Origin of the sequence: Nocardioides sp. GXQ0305 (assembly GCF_050880345.1) — a bacterium.
Lineage (GTDB): Bacteria > Actinomycetota > Actinomycetes > Propionibacteriales > Nocardioidaceae > Nocardioides.
Map to the genome: position 1 here is coordinate 634,194 of NZ_JBNYXG010000002.1, position 16,253 is coordinate 650,446.

General features: G+C 72.5%; 21 protein-coding genes. 7 read left to right on the forward strand and 14 right to left on the reverse strand.

Annotated features, from left to right (window positions below):
- Positions 1 to 6: 6 nt before the first annotated feature.
- On the forward strand, positions 7 to 1,365 hold the full coding sequence (locus ACQ1X7_RS08020; protein ID WP_432477645.1) for a methyltransferase: 1,359 nt from the start codon (positions 7 to 9) through the stop codon (positions 1,363 to 1,365).
- Positions 1,362 to 2,312: an LCP family protein gene (locus ACQ1X7_RS08025; protein ID WP_432477646.1), complete on the forward strand. Its 951-nt coding sequence runs from the start codon at positions 1,362 to 1,364 to the stop codon at positions 2,310 to 2,312. The genes ACQ1X7_RS08020 and ACQ1X7_RS08025 overlap by 4 nt, the downstream gene beginning before the upstream one ends.
- 7 nt (positions 2,313 to 2,319) lie before the next feature.
- On the opposite strand, the gene ACQ1X7_RS08030 is transcribed toward ACQ1X7_RS08025, so the two are convergent.
- From ACQ1X7_RS08030 to ACQ1X7_RS08065, 8 genes are all read right to left on the reverse strand, one after another.
- On the reverse strand, positions 2,320 to 3,405 hold the full coding sequence (locus ACQ1X7_RS08030; RefSeq protein ID WP_432477647.1) for a hypothetical protein: 1,086 nt from the start codon (positions 3,403 to 3,405) through the stop codon (positions 2,320 to 2,322).
- Between the two features lie 176 nt (positions 3,406 to 3,581).
- Positions 3,582 to 3,878: a DUF1416 domain-containing protein gene (locus ACQ1X7_RS08035; protein ID WP_432477648.1), complete on the reverse strand. Its 297-nt coding sequence runs from the start codon at positions 3,876 to 3,878 to the stop codon at positions 3,582 to 3,584.
- Positions 3,878 to 4,726 (reverse strand): sulfurtransferase, encoded by an 849-nt coding sequence (locus ACQ1X7_RS08040; RefSeq protein ID WP_432477649.1) that lies wholly within the window; start codon positions 4,724 to 4,726, stop codon positions 3,878 to 3,880. Before ACQ1X7_RS08040 ends, ACQ1X7_RS08035 begins: the two co-directional genes overlap by 1 nt.
- Before the next feature lie 93 nt (positions 4,727 to 4,819).
- Positions 4,820 to 5,293 (reverse strand): DUF4395 domain-containing protein, encoded by a 474-nt coding sequence (locus tag ACQ1X7_RS08045; RefSeq protein WP_432477650.1) that lies wholly within the window; start codon positions 5,291 to 5,293, stop codon positions 4,820 to 4,822.
- Between the two features lie 263 nt (positions 5,294 to 5,556).
- Complete coding sequence (locus tag ACQ1X7_RS08050) at positions 5,557 to 6,582, reverse strand: DivIVA domain-containing protein (protein WP_432477651.1); 1,026 nt, start codon at positions 6,580 to 6,582, stop codon at positions 5,557 to 5,559.
- Entirely contained in the window at positions 6,582 to 8,018 is a 1,437-nt protein-coding gene (locus tag ACQ1X7_RS08055) for a hypothetical protein (protein WP_432477652.1), read from the reverse strand. Before ACQ1X7_RS08055 ends, ACQ1X7_RS08050 begins: the two co-directional genes overlap by 1 nt.
- Before the next feature lie 83 nt (positions 8,019 to 8,101).
- Positions 8,102 to 8,557 (reverse strand): TlpA family protein disulfide reductase, encoded by a 456-nt coding sequence (locus ACQ1X7_RS08060; RefSeq protein WP_432477653.1) that lies wholly within the window; start codon positions 8,555 to 8,557, stop codon positions 8,102 to 8,104.
- Between the two features lie 6 nt (positions 8,558 to 8,563).
- Positions 8,564 to 8,842 carry a MerR family transcriptional regulator gene (locus tag ACQ1X7_RS08065; RefSeq protein ID WP_432477654.1) on the reverse strand — a complete coding sequence of 93 codons (279 nt, stop codon included), beginning with the start codon at positions 8,840 to 8,842 and terminating at the stop codon, positions 8,564 to 8,566.
- 102 nt (positions 8,843 to 8,944) lie between these two features.
- Here ACQ1X7_RS08065 and ACQ1X7_RS08070 point away from each other — a divergent pair, with 102 nt between their 5' ends.
- Entirely contained in the window at positions 8,945 to 9,364 is a 420-nt protein-coding gene (locus ACQ1X7_RS08070; RefSeq protein WP_432477655.1) for an Hsp20/alpha crystallin family protein, read from the forward strand.
- 106 nt (positions 9,365 to 9,470) lie between these two features.
- Here the strand turns inward: ACQ1X7_RS08070 and ACQ1X7_RS08075 are convergent, their stop codons facing one another.
- Positions 9,471 to 9,743, reverse strand: coding sequence for a MoaD/ThiS family protein (locus tag ACQ1X7_RS08075; RefSeq protein WP_432477656.1), 273 nt, complete (start codon positions 9,741 to 9,743; stop codon positions 9,471 to 9,473).
- A gap of 47 nt (positions 9,744 to 9,790) precedes the next feature.
- On the opposite strand from ACQ1X7_RS08075, the gene ACQ1X7_RS08080 reads away from it, so the two are divergent.
- From ACQ1X7_RS08080 to ACQ1X7_RS08090, 3 genes are read left to right on the forward strand one after another with little or no spacing between them, the layout of a single operon-like run.
- Entirely contained in the window at positions 9,791 to 10,525 is a 735-nt protein-coding gene (locus ACQ1X7_RS08080) for a response regulator transcription factor (RefSeq protein ID WP_432477657.1), read from the forward strand.
- 49 nt (positions 10,526 to 10,574) lie between these two features.
- On the forward strand, positions 10,575 to 11,408 hold the full coding sequence (mshD, locus tag ACQ1X7_RS08085; RefSeq protein WP_432477658.1) for a mycothiol synthase: 834 nt from the start codon (positions 10,575 to 10,577) through the stop codon (positions 11,406 to 11,408).
- Positions 11,409 to 11,418: 10 nt separating this feature from the next.
- The gene (locus ACQ1X7_RS08090; RefSeq protein ID WP_432477659.1) at positions 11,419 to 12,585 is read left to right on the forward strand and encodes a nucleotide sugar dehydrogenase; all 1,167 of its coding nucleotides are present in this window, start codon (positions 11,419 to 11,421) and stop codon (positions 12,583 to 12,585) included.
- A gap of 79 nt (positions 12,586 to 12,664) precedes the next feature.
- Here ACQ1X7_RS08090 and ACQ1X7_RS08095 read toward each other — a convergent pair whose 3' ends face one another.
- From ACQ1X7_RS08095 to ACQ1X7_RS08105, 3 genes are read right to left on the reverse strand one after another with little or no spacing between them, the layout of a single operon-like run.
- On the reverse strand, positions 12,665 to 13,606 hold the full coding sequence (locus ACQ1X7_RS08095; protein ID WP_432477660.1) for a YgfZ/GcvT domain-containing protein: 942 nt from the start codon (positions 13,604 to 13,606) through the stop codon (positions 12,665 to 12,667).
- Positions 13,603 to 14,064, reverse strand: a complete 462-nt coding sequence (locus tag ACQ1X7_RS08100; protein WP_432477661.1) for a Fur family transcriptional regulator — start codon at positions 14,062 to 14,064, stop codon at positions 13,603 to 13,605. Before ACQ1X7_RS08100 ends, ACQ1X7_RS08095 begins: the two co-directional genes overlap by 4 nt.
- A 1-nt stretch (position 14,065) precedes the next feature.
- Complete coding sequence (locus ACQ1X7_RS08105; RefSeq protein WP_432477662.1) at positions 14,066 to 14,572, reverse strand: FABP family protein; 507 nt, start codon at positions 14,570 to 14,572, stop codon at positions 14,066 to 14,068.
- A 23-nt stretch (positions 14,573 to 14,595) separates the two neighbouring features.
- Between ACQ1X7_RS08105 and ACQ1X7_RS08110 the strand changes: the two genes are divergently transcribed.
- Complete coding sequence (locus ACQ1X7_RS08110; protein ID WP_432477663.1) at positions 14,596 to 14,958, forward strand: DsrE family protein; 363 nt, start codon at positions 14,596 to 14,598, stop codon at positions 14,956 to 14,958.
- A gap of 8 nt (positions 14,959 to 14,966) precedes the next feature.
- On the opposite strand, the gene ACQ1X7_RS08115 is transcribed toward ACQ1X7_RS08110, so the two are convergent.
- Together ACQ1X7_RS08115 and ACQ1X7_RS08120 are read right to left on the reverse strand one after the other, a co-directional pair.
- Positions 14,967 to 15,806: a 3-keto-5-aminohexanoate cleavage protein gene (locus tag ACQ1X7_RS08115; protein ID WP_432477664.1), complete on the reverse strand. Its 840-nt coding sequence runs from the start codon at positions 15,804 to 15,806 to the stop codon at positions 14,967 to 14,969.
- Entirely contained in the window at positions 15,803 to 16,237 is a 435-nt protein-coding gene (locus ACQ1X7_RS08120; protein WP_432477665.1) for a VanZ family protein, read from the reverse strand. Before ACQ1X7_RS08120 ends, ACQ1X7_RS08115 begins: the two co-directional genes overlap by 4 nt.
- Positions 16,238 to 16,253: the final 16 nt, after the last annotated feature.

The window sequence follows — 16,253 nt, forward strand, 5'->3', positions numbered from 1 at the left end:
GAAGGCATGACGCAGGACACCACCCGGCGCGCGATGGACGCCGCCAAGGACGCCTTGGCGGCCCAGGACTGGAGTGGGGCCCGACGGTTGCTCGCACCACTCGTCGCCGAGAACCCCCACGGGGTCGGAGCCTTCATGCTCGCCCGCGCCGAGCTCGGAGCCGACCGCCCGGAGGTCGCCGCCCCCCTGGTGGCCGCCTTCCGTGCCTGGCGGCCACGCCACGTGGGCGCCCGGGTGCTGTCCGCCCGCATCCACCTCGCCTGCGGTGAGCTCGACCGCGCCGAGGCCGACGCGCGGGCCGCACAGGAGCTCGAGCCCGAACGCCCCGGGGTGGTGGCACTGCTCGAGACCATCAGCGCCGCCCGGGACTCCTCGGAGGTCGACCGGCACCTCGCCGTCATCGACCGCGGCCTGACCGCGACCCGCGCGTCGGGCGCGTCCGCGGAGGTCCTCCATGCTGCCGCCGCACTTCAGCGCCAGGCTCCGGGTCCGGGGTGGACGAAGGACCCGCGTCAGGCCAAGATCGCCTACTTCCACCACGCGGGAGATCTCACGGCGGCGGTGCGCAACTACGACCCGCACCTGATCGAGACCTCGTGCGAGTTCGACTACATCACCTGGCCGAAGCGGATCCAGGAGTACGTCCGGGGCCGCTCGGTGCTCGACGTGGGGTGCGGGTTCGGCGGGTACGGCATGGGTTTCCTCGTGGCGGGCGCGGCGGCGTACACCGGCCTCGACCCGGCGATGGAGCTCGACAGCAGCCGCGCCAAGAACAAGCGGATCCGCAAGTGGGCTGACATGGGAGTCACGCCCCGCGACATCACCGAAGCGCTGCCGGCCATCCGACTGGTCCAGGCGTCCTCGGAGGACTGCACCTTCGAGGAGTACTTCGACACCATCGCGCTGCACAACGTCACCGAGCACCTGATCAGGCTCGAGGAGGTGATGGCCGGACTCGCCCGACTGTGCCGGCCGGGGAGCGACGTGGTGTTCCACCACCACAACTTCTACTGCTGGAACGGCCACCACCTGCCGCCCAACCAGCCGGCACAGCTCGACGACCAAGACCCACGGCACCAGCTCGTCTACGACTGGCGCCACGTCAACGCCGTCGACGACGTCGCCGACGACCACTACATCAAGACCAACCTCAACCGGGTGCGGCTGGACGAGCTGCGGGAGATCACCGAGCGTTACTTCGACATCGTGCGCTGGGACGAGATCCCCTCCTCCGACGCGACTCTGAGCCGTCTGACGCCGCAGGTGCTGGCACGCGTCCGGGACTCCGTGCCCGACATCACGGAGCGAGAGCTGTCGGTCAACGCCGTGCTCGGAGTCGCACGCCTGAGAGGCGGCGGGACATGAGCCACAGCAGTGAGCCGACCGAGGGCCGTCCGCGACGCCGTCGCCGGATCATGCTCGGCGTGGTCGGGCTCGCCCTGCTCCTGGCCGTCGGCGGCGGCGTCTGGGCGTGGTCGATGTGGTCGCAGCTCGACAACATCACCCGCTTCCAGCTGGGCGAGGCGCCGGGTGCGAACAGCCTGTCGCGCCCGCAGCCCGCGCCGGACGCGGAAGCCGTGACGGTGCTGCTGGCCGGCGTCGACCACGGGCAGCGAGGCGACCTGGAGGAGATGCTCGCCTCCGGGCAGTGGGAGGAGGGCACCTTCCGCAGCGACACGATCATGGTGGTCCACCTGCCCGCCGACCGGAGCCGGGCGACGCTCGTCTCGATCCCCCGGGACTCCTGGGTGCGGGTCCCCGGCGAGGGCGAGGAGAAGATCAACGCGGCCTTCTCCAGCGGCGGCCCGTCCCTGCTGCACACGACCGTCGAGCAGCTGATCGACCTGCGCATCGACCACGTCATGGTCATCGACTGGGACGGGTTCCGCGGGATCACCGAAGCGGTCGGCAGCGTCCGGCTGGGCGGTGAGGACCGTGGGCCCGACGAGGCGCTGCGGTACGTCCGGGAGCGCAAGAGCCTGCCCGACGGCGACCTCGACCGGGTCGAGCGGCAGCAGGCCTACCTGGTCAGCCTGCTCAGCGCCCTCCGGCAGCAGGGCACGTGGAACAGCCCGGTCTCGCTCACCCGCACGGTCCAGAGCCTCGACGACTTCCTGTCCGTCGACAGCGGCCTGACCAACCGGGCGCTCGTGTCCCTGGGCTGGTCGTCACGCGGAGTGACGCCGGACCGGCTCGACGCCGTGACGGCACCGGTCACCGGGTTCGACACCGTCGAGGGGCAGAGCATCGTCCGCCTCGACACCCGGGCGACGCGCACGCTCTTCGACCGGATCGTCAGAGGGTCCCGCTGACCGGCCGTCAGGGCCCGAAGCGGACGGCGAGCCGCCGTCCCAGCTCCGCGACCAGCACGTCGAGGTCACCGGCGGGTCGGGCGATGCCGGGCATGCAGCTCGCCCACACCGTCTCGGCAGCGCGGCGCAGCTCGTCGGGGTCCGGGACCGGGACCGACGCCGGCAGCCCCGTCTGCCCCGTCACGGGCAGCTCGTCGGCGTCGCCGACCAGGCGGGCGCCGTGCTCGGCGACTGCGTCCAGGACGGCCCGGTTGAGGTCGGACGCCAGGAGGTCCCCGGACCCGTCGAGCACCGGGCGCTGCTCCTCCGCACGCAGCGGGAGCAACGCCTGGATGGGAGCGCGCCGGCCCCGTTCGTACTGGATGAGCGAGAGGTCGGCCAGCAACGGGTTGAGCCGCCGCAGGAGCTCGCACGACGCGTAGCCCAGCGACTCGTTCTGCCGGCTGACGGTCTCAGGCGCATCGGACGCCGGCAGACCCGCTGCGTCGCAGAAGCGCTGCCACAGCAGCTGCGGAGGTGACCCGGGGAGTGGGACCAGCACCACGCTGACGGAGGAGACGCCGGGGTGGGCGGCCCAGCGCGCGACCATGCCCGGGACGCCCTGGGAGCGACGGAACCCGCGGACGGCGCGGGCCCGGCGGTCCTTCCGGCGCGTCTTCCCGGCGTGGACCCGCTCGAGGCGCTGCAGGTAGGTCTCCCAGGGGTCGGTCCCGCGGTTGCGGACGTAGCTCTGCCACTGCGCGGGGATCGCCGTGCGCTGGTCACGGACGGTGAGGACGACGTCGACGGGCGTCCCCCCGAAGGCGTCCACGACCCAGCCCACCCGCTCCTGCGACACGAACGACAGGAACTCGTGGGAGTAGACCGCGACGCCGTCCCGTCGCTGCGTCCGGTCCGCGAGCGACGTCCACGGCTTCGGCGCCTGGCGCAGCTGCTTGCGGAAGAGGCTGTCCACCGCCCTCGCCTGGGTGCGGAAGGACCCACCGGCGAAGAAGCCGCCGACGCTCTCGACGACGCCGGTGTCCAGGACCCGCTGGAGGTACGTCGTCCCCGACTTCATGGTCCCGATGTGCAGGACCACCCGCTCGACCACGCTCGACCCGTACCTCTCCAGGGGCCCTGACCGACCCCGCACCGGTTCGCTGACTGCACGTTGGGCCCAAGGATGGCAGACCGCGCGGGCGGCCGACCGCGCGGACGGCGGTGTCGCGGTCACGCGTAAGGCCCCGGTCGTGCGTAACGACCGGGGCCCTGGGGGGTACGCGTGGCTCAGAGGGGGATGGTCAGCTCCGCCACCGAGCCAGTGGCCGCCACGACCGTGCGATCGACCGGCTCGGACCGGGGCGCGAGGGTGCGCAGCGTCCACTCACCGTCGCCGGCGAAGAACCGGAAGTGGCCGGACTCGCTGGTCGGCACCTCGGCCGTGAACTCGCCGGTCCGGTCGAGCAGCCGCACGTAGGCGCCGTGGACCGGCTCGCCCTCGCGGAGCACCTGGCCCTGGATCACCGCCTCCTTGGCGACGTCGACGCCGTCGAGCGACAGGCCGCCCTCGACCGCGCCGCACATCAGGCCTCACCCTTCTCGTCGCCCGTCACGACCGGCACGCCGACGAGGGAGCCGTACTCGGTCCACGAGCCGTCGTAGTTCTTGACGTTCTGCTGCCCCAGCAGCTCCTTGAGCACGAACCAGGTGTGGCTGGACCGCTCGCCGATCCGGCAGTACGCGATGGTGTCCTTGTCCCAGTCGACGCCCGCCTCGGTGTAGAGCTCCCGCAGGTCGTCGTCGGACTTGAAGGTCCCGTCGTCGTTGGCCGCCTTGCTCCACGGCACGTTCGCCGCCGTCGGGATGTGGCCCGCGCGCTGGGCCTGCTCCTGCGGCAGGTGGGCCGGGGCGAGCAGCCGGCCGGCGTACTCGTCGGGGCTGCGGACGTCGACCAGGTTCTGGGTGCCGATGGAGGCCACGACCTCGTCGCGGAAGGCGCGGATGGAGTGGTCCTGCTCGCCCGCGGAGTACGACGTCCGGTCCCTCGACGGCTGCTCGTCGGTCAGCTCGCGGGAGTCCAGCTCCCACTTCTTGCGCCCGCCGTCGAGCAGCTTGACGTCGTCGTGGCCGTACAGCTTGAAGTACCAGTAGGCGTAGGCGGCGAACCAGTTGTTGTTGCCGCCGTACAGCACGACCGTGTCGTCGTTGGACACCCCGCGCTCCGACAGCAGGGCGGAGAACTGCTCGCGGTCGACGAAGTCGCGGCGGACCTGGTCCTGCAGGTCGGTGGTCCAGTCGAGCTTGATGGCACCCCGGATGTGGCCCTTGTCGTAGGCGCTGGTGTCCTCGTCGACCTCCACGAGCACGACGCCGTCGTCGTCGAGGTGGTCCTCCACCCACTGGGCGGAGACGAGGGTGGTGTCGCGGCTCATCTGTTCTCTCTCTTTCGGTTGCGGTCGTGGGGCAGGTTTCGGGTTCTCGAGGTCGGCGGTCGAGGTGCGCTCGGAGCGCGCCTCGGGACCACCTCAACCTCCGGTGGGTCGTGCGGTGGTGCGCTTGATCAGCAGGTACATCTCGCAGCCCAGGCAGAAGCGGAACAGGGCGTTGAGCAGAGCAGCCACGAGCGCCAGGCCGGTCGCCACCAACGCCAGCGGGAGCAGCCCGGTGGCGTAGCCGGTGAACGCGACCAGCGCGAAGACCAGTCCCACGCCCTGAGCGAAGCGCGGCGGCCCCGGGTCCTCGAACTCGGCCACGCCCCTGAGGTGGGGCCGGACGAACCGGCGGAACACCCAGGCCGTCGGCGTGCGCTGCACGCCCGCGAACGCACCCACCGCGAAGAGCAGCGCCTGGACGCCGATCAGCACCGTGGCGAGCGGCGTCGGCAGCGAGAGCACGGCGACGAGCACGATCGCGGTGACCGCGGCCGTGAACTGAGGGCCACGCGCATCGATGCGCGCGGTGGCGGCGGCGTGCCGCTGTTCGGTGGTCTGGGTGGACATGGCTGCTCCTGAGGGAAGGGGATCCGGCCGGGACGGCGGCCGGGGCGTCGTCGCGAGTTTAGTAAACAAACTCAATCGACTAAAGGAACTAAGTGACGCGTCCCGTCAGGGCATTCGACACAGCGCCGAGCGCACGCGGCAGTGATCCACCGCGCGGCGCTTGGTCAACCAGGTCGACGACATGCTGGAGACTCTACGGGCGGCTCCGACCCGCTCACGAACGCGCTCTCAGTGAGTGAGACACGCATCCACGATGTGGACGATCAGGAACGGGCCTCCTGCTCGTCACCGACCTCGTCACCGGCCACCTCATCACCGGACTCGCCGTCCGCCTCCGCCTCCGGGGCGACCGCCACGTCCTCGGGGGACTCGTCCTCGGCCTCCGGCTCGTCGCCGGCGGCCGCGACCTCGTCGGGCAGCAGCGCAGCCGGGGCGCTGCCGGTGAGCGTCGCCAGCATCTGCCGCACGTTGGCGAGCTGGGCGTTGATCGAGTCGCGTCGCTGGCTCGCCGCCGCCAGCTCGCGCTCGGAGTCGGCGCGCACGCGGCTCGCGGTCAGCTTGGCCTCGCTGACCAGCGTCGAAGCCTGCTCCTGGGCCTCCTGGGTGAGCCGCTGCACCTCGCGGACGGCCTGGGTGCGCTCGGCGTCGGCCTCGGCCCGGGTGCGCTCGATCTGGCGCTCCAGCTCCTCCAGCCGGCTGCGGGAGTCCTCCATCTGGACCTCGAACTCCTCTTCCGCCAGCTTGCGGCGGTGGGCCAGCGTGGTCTCGAAGTCGGCCGCGGCCTTGGCCGCCTTGGCGCGCTGGTCCTCGTAGACCGCCTCCGCCTCCTGGAGCCGGGCCGCGGCGTCGCGGTCGGCCGCGTCGATCCGGTCGTCGGCGGTGCGCTTGGCGTCCTCGAGGATCCGCGCCGACTCGGTGTCGGCGTCGCTCCGCCGCTGGGCGGCGTAGTGGTCGGCGTCGTCGCGCAGCGCCTGGGCTCCCGCCGCGGCCTCGTCGCGCATCGCCGCGATCTCGACGCGGGCCCGCTCGAGCAGGTCGGAGGCCTCCTCCTCGGCGAGCGACATGATCTGGCCGACCCGCTCGCCGAGGTGCGCGAACGAGAGCGGGTCGACGGCCGACGCCTCCACGCCCCGCTGTGCCTCCTCGAGCTCGCGCACCCGCCCCTCGAGCGCCTGCGCGCGCTGCAGCGCGGCCTCGGCACGCGCCGCCATCTCGCCCACGACACGGTCGACCTGCTCGGGGTCGTAGCCGCGGCGGGTCACGTGGAACTGGGGGTGGGTCTCGCTCATCAGTGGTCCTCTTCGGGGTTGGGCTGGGTCTCGTGGCCGGGCGGGGCTTGGTCCCCACCCTGTGGTTCGTCGGTCCCGCCGTCGGCTGCGGGCACGGCGAGGGCCTGGATCACGCCGGAGAGGCTCGAGAGCTCCTCGGCGATCTCGTCGCGCTGCTTGCCGAGCACCGCGACCTCGGTGCGGGCGTCCTCGAGCAGGGACCGGGCGCGGGCCCGGATGTCGTCGGCCTCGGCCCTCGCCGACGCGACGGTCGTCGCGGCTTCCTCGCGGGCCGCCCGGAGCTCGTCCTGGCCGGTGCGCTGCAGCCGGACCACCTCCTGGGCGGTCCGCTCCCGCAGCATCGTCGAGTTCTGCTCGGCCTCCTCGAGCCGGCGGCTGGTCCGCTCCTCGACGGCGGCGGCATGGTCGTCGGCGCTCGACCGGGTGCGGGTCGCATCGGCCTCGGCGGAGGCGAGCAGCCGGGCCGCCCGGTCGGCGGCGGCGGCCTCCTCGGCACGCACCGCCTCGGCGATCTCGTCGGCACGCCGCTGGGCCTCGGCCACCACGTCGCCGAGCCGCTCGCGCAGCCGGGCCACGACGGCCTGGACGTCGCGGCGTACGCCCCGGAGGTGGCCGGCCGCGGCCTCGTGGCTGTCGGCCCGGGTGCGCTGCGCCTCCAGCTCAGCGGTCGCCAGCACCTGGGCCATGGTCTCCTGGGTCCACGCGGTCTGCTCGGCAGCCGAGGCGAGGCTCTGCTCGGCCTCCTTGCGGGCGTCGCGGACCATCCGCTCGGCCTCGGCCTGCGCGTGCTCCTCGACGGCGCGCGCCTCGTCGCGCAGCCGCTCCGCCTCCTGGGCTGCCGCGTCGCGGGTCGCGGTCGCAGCCGCATCAGCCTCCTCGCGCAGGTTCGCGGCGTGCTCCTCGGCCTCCCGGACCAAGCGGGCGGCGGTCACGTCGGCGGCCGCCTGCTGCTCGGCCAGCCGGGTCTCGTGGGCGGTGGTCTGCTCCTCGACGGCCGCCGCGGCCTCGTCGCGGAGCGCCTGCGCCTCGGCCCGGGCGGTGGCGAGGACCGACTCACCCTCCTGGCGCGCCTCCTCGCCCAGCTGCTCGGCCCGCTTGCGGTGCTCGTCCTCGGCGACCCGGAGCTCGGCGAGCGTCTCGGCCCGCTGCTGCTCGGCCGCCTCCATCAGCGCGCTGGCCTGGTCGGCCGCGTCGCCGAGCCGCTGGCGGGCCTCGTCGGAGGCGGCGGCGACCTCGGCGCGGGCCGTCTCGAGCGCCCGGTCGGTCTGCTCCTTGTCGGCCACCGCCTCGTCGTGCAGCCGCTGCGCCTCGTCGAGCAGCTCGCGGGCGCGGGCCTGTGCCGACTCCAGCTCGCGCCGCGCCTCGTCGTGGAGCTCGTCGGCCACCTGCTGCGCATGCTGCAGCAGCGAGGCGGCGGAAGCGTCCTGGGCTGTCATGCGGGGAATCGACCATTCGGGGAAAGGAACCTGACGACTCCCCAAGGTAGCGGCACCCCGCGCGCGGGTCACGCGCGAGTCCCTCAGCCGAGGGCCCGGGCCACCGCTGCGAGCACCTGCTCCCTGCGCGGCGCGCCCGCCGCACGGGCCACCTCGACGCCGCGGGCGTCGAGCACCAACGTCGTCGGCGTGCGCAGCACCCCGACCCGGCGCACGAGGTCGAGGTGGTGCTCGGCGTCGATCTCGACGTGGGCGACCCCCGGCACGGTGTCGGCGACGTCGGCCAGCACCCGGCGGGCGGCCCGGCAGGGGGCGCAGAACGCGCTGGAGAACTGCAGCAGCGTGACCCGCTCACCCAGCTCGTCGGCCGGGACCAGGCGCGCCTCCTGGGGCTCCCGGTCGGCGGGACCGGCGGGGTCGTCCCCGGCGCCACGCACCGGGTGGGTACCGCGGAACCGGCCGTCGGCGTACGCGCGCCACCCGCCGATGGCGAGGGCCACCAGCCCACTCGCCACGATCACGGCCACGCCCACGGTCATGGCCGCTCAACGACCGCGCAGTCGGGCGCATTCCGCCCGCAGCCGCGCCACCTCCGCCTCGAGGGCGAGCACCCGGGCGACCCCGGCCAGGTTGAGCCCCTCCGCCAGCAGCTCGCGGATCCGGTGCAGCCGGTCGACGTCGGCCCGGCTGTAGCGCCGCGTGCCACCGGCGGTGCGGTCGGGCTCGAGCAGGCCGTGCCGCTCGTAGACCCGGAGGTTCTGGGCGGGCATCGCCACCATCTCGGCCACCACCGAGATGGCGAAGATGCCCGGTTCGCGCGGCATGAGCCTCTCCTCTTGAAATCTGGGTTGCAGGGAATCTATAACAGTCAGTACAGGTTACACCCGTCGAGCACCACACAGAGAGAACCCTGAGGAGGAGTTGTGATGTTGCTGCGCACCACCGATCCGTTCCGTGACTTCGATCGCCTGACCCAGCAGATCTTCGGCACCACCAACCGTCCCGCGGTGATGCCGATGGACGCCTGGCGCGAGGGTGACCGCTTCGTGATCGAGTTCGACCTGCCCGGCGTCAGCCGCGACAGCATCGACCTCGACGTCGAGCGCAACGTGCTGACCGTCCGCGCCGAGCGGGTCGCCCGCAACGGCGACTGGGAGCAGCTCGCCTCCGAGCGGCCGCGCGGCGTCTTCAGCCGCCAGCTGGTCCTGGGCGACAACCTGGACCTCGACGGCATCGAGGCCGGCTACGACGACGGCGTGCTGCGCCTGACCGTGCCGGTGGCCGAGAAGGCCAAGCCGCGCAAGATCCAGGTCAGCGGCAGCGACCGCACCGCGATCGAGGCCTGAGACCCGCGCACTCCCGCACCTCTCGTCGTACCCGACATCTGCGTCGTTGATCTGCCTCGACAGCATCGATGTCGGGTACGGCGAGTCCGGCCGACCGCGGACAGCATCAGCCGCCCGCGAAGGGTGGGAGGAACTCGACGGTCTGGCCGGGCTCGACCGTGACCGTGTCCGGGTCCTCGGTGCCCACGGGGCGGTCGCCGACCAGGACCGAGCAGATCTCGAGGACCCCGGCGAGCCGGGTGTCGGGATGGGCTGCCACCGCACGGCGTACGACGTCGGTGAGGGTGAGCGGCCCGTCGGCCGCGATCTCGTCGTGGCCGACGCCGGCGGCGGTGCGGGCGGCGGCCCAATAACGGACAACGATCGGTGAGGCGCTCATCGCCGACTATCCTGACGCATCGGACCCAGCGCTCGGGAGGAGACGCGATGAGCCAGGTGCTCCTGCTGACGAGCGCGCTGCAGCCCTCCGCCGAGGTGATGCCCGCGCTGGCGCTCCTCCCCCACCACGTCCGGATCCTGCCCCGCGAGATCAGCGCGCTGCTCGACGCACCCGACCCCGACGTCATCGTCGTCGACGGCCGGCGCGAGCTGGCCCAGGCGCGCGACCTGTGCCGGCTGATCCGCACCACCGGCGTCGACGTACCCGTGATCCTGGCCCTCACCGAGGGCGGCCTGGCCGTGGTCAACCACGACTGGGGCATGGACGACGTCGTCCTCGACACCGTCGGCCCGGCGGAGCTCGAGGCGCGGCTGCGGGTGGTCGGCGGGCGGCTGCGGGCCGACCGTGACGCCGCCGACCCCGAGGCCCACGTCATCCGGTCCGGCGAGGTGGTCGTCGACGAGGCGACCTACACCGCCAAGCTGGGCTCGCGGGTGCTCGACCTGACGTTCAAGGAGTTCGAGCTGCTCAAGTACCTCGCCCAGCACCCCGGCCGGGTCTTCAGCCGCGACCAGCTGCTGCAGGAGGTGTGGGGCTACGACTACTTCGGCGGCACCCGCACCGTCGACGTCCACGTCCGGCGGCTGCGGGCGAAGCTCGGCCCCGAGCACGAGACGCTGATCGGGACGGTGCGCAACGTCGGCTACCGGTTCGTGCTGCCGGCCAAGGAGAAGTCGGCCGCCGACGACCGGGCCCCGACGGAGGAGTCCTCCCGGCCCTGACCCCTTTCGGGTGGACCCCGGGTGCGGAGTGGTCGCCTAGGGTCGAGACGTGCATGCCGACGCCGTCAGGCAGATCGCCGACATCACCACCGAGGCCGAGGGAGTGGACGGGACCTCTCCGCTCGACGAGGCGATGTGGCTGGCGCTGCGCCACCGCGCCGACGAGGTCTCGGCGTGGGTCGAGGCCGACGGCTTCGCGCTCGTGGTCGAGGACGAGCTGGCGCTCGCCGTACGCCCGTCCGCGCGCGGGCACGGGACCGGCGCCCGTCTGCTCGACCAGGCCCTGGCCGAGCTGCCCGGCGACCTCGGCCCGCTCCGCGCGTGGTCGCACGCCGACCATCCCGCCGCCGCCCGGCTGGCCAAGGGCCGGGGCTTCGAGAAGGTGCGCGAGCTGTGGGTGATGCGGCGGGCCTCCTCGCTGCCCGTGGGCGAGGTCGCGGTGGCCGACGACGTGGTGGTGCGCCGGTTCCGGCCGGGTGACGAGGCCGAGCTGCTGCGCGTCAACGGCGCCGCGTTCGCGGGCCATCCCGAGCAGGGGAAGATGACCGCCGACGACCTCGCCGAGCGGATGGCCGAGCCGTGGTTCGACCCGGAGGGCATGATCGTCGCGGGCCGCGGCCGCGAGCTGCTGGGCTTCCACTGGACCAAGCGGCACTCCCCCGAGCTCGGCGAGGTGTACGTCGTCGGGGTCGACCCCGCGGCCCAGGGCACCGGCCTCGGGCGCGCCCTCACCCGTGCCGGCCTCAAGCACCTCGCCGACCGGGGCACCCACGAGGTGCTCCTCTACGTCGACGCCGACAACGAGCGCGCGGTGCAGCTCTACGCCCGCGACGGCTTCACCCACTCCGCGCAGGACACCCACGTGATGTACCGGCGGACCTAGACTCCGGGCTGTGAGCACCGTTGTCGTCGCCGGGCTGGGGTACGTCGGGCTGTCCATGGCCGTGCTGCTCGGCCAGCACCAGCGAGTGGTGGGGGTCGACCTCGACGAGGGCCGCGTCGAGCTGCTCCGGTCGGGCCGGTCGCCGGTCAGCGACCCCGAGCTCGAGGAGTACCTGACCGAGCGGGAGCTCGACCTGACTTTCACGACCGACACGGCGGCGTACGCCGAGGCCGACTTCGTGGTGATCGCGACCCCCACCGACTACGACCCGGAGTCGGACTCGTTCGACACCAGCTCGGTCGAGGCGGTGATCCGCGAGGTCGCCGCCGCCAACCCCGCCGCCACGATGGTCATCAAGTCGACGGTGCCGGTCGGGTTCGTCGAGGACGTCCGCAAGCGGCTCGGCACCGACCAGGTAATCTTCTCCCCCGAGTTCCTGCGCGAGGGCCGCGCACTCCACGACAACCTGCACCCGTCACGGGTCGTGGTCGGGGAGAAGTCGGAGCGGGCGCGGCGGTTCGCCGACATGCTGGTCGAGGGGTCGCTCGAGCCCGACGTACCGGTCCTGCTCACCGAGCCCACCGACGCCGAGGCGATCAAGCTGTTCGCCAACACCTACCTCGCGATGCGGATCGCCTTCTTCAACGAGCTCGACTCCTTCTCGATCTCGCGCGGGCTGTCGTCGCGCGAGGTGATCGAGGGCGTGGGGCTCGACCCCCGGATCGGCCACCACTACAACAACCCGTCGTTCGGGTACGGCGGCTACTGCCTGCCGAAGGACACCCGCCAGCTGCTGGCGAACTACTGGTCGGTCCCGCAGAACCTGATCCGGGCGATCGTGGACGCCAACACCACGCGCAAGGACTTCATCGCGATGGACGTCATCAACCGCCAGCCCGGCGTGGTCGGCGTCCACCGGCTGATCATGAAGTCGGGCTCCGACAACTTCCGCTTCTCGGCCGTGCAGGGGGTGATGAAGCGGATCAAGGGCAAGGGCATCGAGGTGATCGTCTACGAGCCCGAGCTGGAGGACGACGTGTTCTTCGGCTCGAAGGTCTACCGCGACCTCGACGAGTTCAAGCAGACCGCCGACCTGATCCTCGCCAACCGCCGCGTCCCCGAGCTCGACGACGTGGCCGACAAGATCTACACCCGCGACCTGTTCGGCGGGGACTGACTCATTTGCGATAGCTGGACGCGAAAATCATCGTTCCACGCCCGGAAACGATGACTTTGGCGTCCAACTACCCGAGATGTCAGCTGAGCCGGGGGCGGACGTGGAGGCCGACGTCGGGGTCGACGATGACCTCCTGGGCGGCGACGAGGCCGTCGGCCGACAACGTGGCGTCGACCGGGACGTTGCGCTTGACCAGGGCCAGCGCGATCGGGCCGAGCTCGTGGTGGCGGGCGCTGGAGCCCACGAAGCCCACCGCCCTGCCGCCGTCGGCCGGCGTCAGGTCGGCGCCACGCTCCGGGAGCCGGTTCTCCGACCCGTCGAGGTGGAGCAGCGTGAGCCGCCGTGGCGGCCGACCGAGGGTGTGCACCCGCGCGACCGTCTCCTGGCCGCGGTAGCAGCCCTTGTCGAGGTGGACGGCGCTCGGGATCCAGCCCGCCTCGTTGGGGATCGTGCGCTGGTCGGTGTCGAGGCCGAACCGCGGCTCGCCGCGGGCGATCCGGAGCGCCTCGTGGGCCCACAGGCCGCACGCGGGCCCCGCCGCGTCGGCGTACGCCGCCAACCGGTCGCGCGGCACCAGGTCGAAGCCCTTCGGTCGCCACGTGACGGCCAGCCGGTCGGTCACGTCGTGGATCTCGACGCGGGTCATGAAGACCATCCGCTGGAGGAAGTCGAGCAGCGGGCCGCCGGCGCCGGGCTCGGTGTGGAGGGTGAGCGCCTCGCCGTCGTCGACGCCGTCGAAGGCGTGCTCGACGTGCCCGTTCGGGCTGAGCACGAGCCCCTGGGTCCAGGCGCCGGGTCGCAGGTCGGTGAGGTGCTGGGTGGTGAGCGAGTGCAGCCAGGTCAGCCGCTCGGGCCCGCTGACCCGGAGCACGTCGCGGTGGGACAGGTCGACGAAGCCGTCGCCCGCCTCGAGGGCGCGCTGCTCCTTGTTGAAGGAGCCGTAGTGGGCGGCCACCCCGGCGTCGATCCCCTCGGCGGCGACGGCGTCCGGCAGGTCGAGCAGCGGACTGGTGGCGGTCATCGGCAGTCCTCGCAGGTCCCGAACACGGTCAGGTGGCCGACGTCCACCGTGAACCGGTGGTCGGCCTCGAGCTGGCGCAGCAGGGGAGTCAACACGTCCGGGTCAACCGAGATCACCTTCCGGCAATTCCGGCAGACCAGGTGGAAGTGCTCGTGGCCGGAGACCGAGTGGTACGTCGGCGCCCGGTCGGACAGGTGGGCGTGACGCACCAGCCCGAGCTCCTCGAGCACCTCGAGCGTGCGGTAGACGGTCGAGGCGTTGACCGCCTCGGAGTGCTGCCGCACCTCGGTGAGCACCTCGTCCGGCGTCGCGTGGCCGAGCCGCTCGACCGCGGCGAGGATCAGCTCACGCTGCGGGGTGAGCCGGTAGCCACCCTCGCGCAGCCTGCGGCGCCAGTCGGCGTCCGCCTCGCCCCCCTGCCCGCCGACGCGGGGTCTCGAGGCTCGCTCCGCCGGCACCTCAACCTCCGACGCGCACCAGCTGGGCGTGGGTGTGTGGCTGCAGCGGGTGTCCCATCGCGGCCATGTCGAAGGCATAGAGCAGGTTGCCGTCGACGTACCCGTAGAGGCGCTTGCCGCCGACGTACTCCTTGGCGGAGCCGGTCCGGGCCACCGCATCGGTCGTGATCTCGAACCGCGGCTGCTCGGGGTGGATCTCGCCGACCCAGACCTCGACGAAGCCGAGGTTGTGGGTCATCACGACCTCGAGCGAGCCGTCTTCCTGCGGCCGCAGGAAGCCCGTCTCCTGGGCGGCGGGGCGGATCTCGTTGCCCTCGGCGTCGGTGATCCAGGCGCGGCTGAAGTAGTGGATGAACGGCCGGCCGTCCTGCTGGAAGATGACCTCCTGGCCGAACTGGAAGGACTCGATCCCGGGGTACTCGCCGTGCCCGTTGCCCGCCCAGGTGCCGATCAGCCACGCGAGCCGGGCACAGCTCGGGTGGATGTTCTGCGGGATCTCGAACGGCATGCGGCTGAGTCTAGGCTGGGGACATGGCGCGAACGCTGGTGGTCAAGGTGACCTGCGGGGACGACGACGCCGAGCGGTGCAACCAGGCATTCACGGTGGCGGCCTCGGCGGTGGCGGCGGGGGCGGACGTGTCGCTGTGGCTGACCGGCGAGGCCGCGTGGTTCGCGCTCCCCGGCCGGGCCGAGGACTTCTCCCTCCCCCTCGCCACACCGCTCGCCGACCTGCTCGAGGCCCTCGTCGCCGGTGGCTCGGTCACGGTCTGCTCGCAGTGCGCCGGTCGCCGGTCGATCAGCGCCGACGACCTGCGACCGGGAGTGACGATCGCCGGCGCCGCGGTGTTCGCCGAGCAGGTCCTCGCCGACGGCGCCCAGGCGCTCGTCTACTGACCCCGGCGTCAGCGGATGCCGAGGAAGGTGCGGGCCTCGTCGGGCGTCATCGGGGTGCGCTGGGCGATCCGGCCGAGCTCAGCGACCCGCTCGACGAGCTGCCGGTTGCTCTCGACCGGGACCCCCTTGGCGATCGTCAGCACGTCCTCCATCCCGACCCGCAGGTGGCCGCCCTTCGACAGCGACGCGAGAGCCACCGCGAGGGTGGACCGGCCGATGCCGGTGGCCGACCACGAGGTGACGGCCTCCGGCAGGTCGCGTACGGCGGCGACCAGCGCGTCGGCCGTGCCGTTCATGCCGCCGGGGACGCCCATCACGAGGTCGCAGTGGACACGGCCGCCGTAGGGCAGGCCGTACTTCGCGAGCAGCCGGTGCAGGGCGTGCACCTGGCCGAGGTCGAACAGCTCGAACTCCGGCACCACCTGGCGCTCCTGGCTGAGCTGGTAGAGCTCGCACACGAACGGCCACGGGTTCGAGAACACGTCGTCGCCGAAGTTGGTCGTGCCCATCGTCAGCGAGCAGGAGTCGGGCTCGGCGTCGAGCACCTTCAGCCGGTCCTCGAGCGGGTCGTGCACCGACCCTCCGGTCGACAGCTGCACCACCAGCGACGACACGTCGCGCACGGCCGCCACCCACTCGCGCAGCAGCCCGAGGTCGAGGGTGGGCCGGTGGTCGGCGTCGCGGACGTGGATGTGGATCATCGCCGCTCCGGCGGCCTCGCACTCGGCCGCGGTGCGGGCGATCTCCTCCGGCGTCGTCGGCAGCTGCGGGCAGTCCTCCTTCGCCGTCTCGGCACCCGTGGGAGCGACGGTGATCAGGAGCCGGTCGGCGGGCAGGTCGGTCGTCACGGCGCCATCCTGTCAGCCGTGCTGCGCCGTGGCACCCCCGACAGCACCCGGCGTACGGCGTCGGCGAGGAGGACCCCCAGCAACGCCCCCGAGGTGTTGGCCACGAGGTCGCTCACGGTCGCGCTGCGGCCGGACAGGAACAGCCACTGCATGGCCTCGATGGCCAGGGTCAGCGCCAGGCCGGCGAGCACCCACCCGACCACCCGCCACCGGTCGAGGACGAAGGCGCCGAGCAGGCTGAAGGGGACGAACAGCACCACGTTGAGGGCCACCTCGACGACCCGGACCGGGTCGCCGAGCCCGAGCGGCTCCAGCAGGTCGGCGAGCAGCACCACCACGCCGCCCGGCGTCGACGCGTCGGGCTCCCAGACCAGGTAGAGCAGCGTCGCCAGGTAGACGCAGTACGCCGTCCGCAGCACCACCGTCACCACGGCTGCGAGAGTAGCC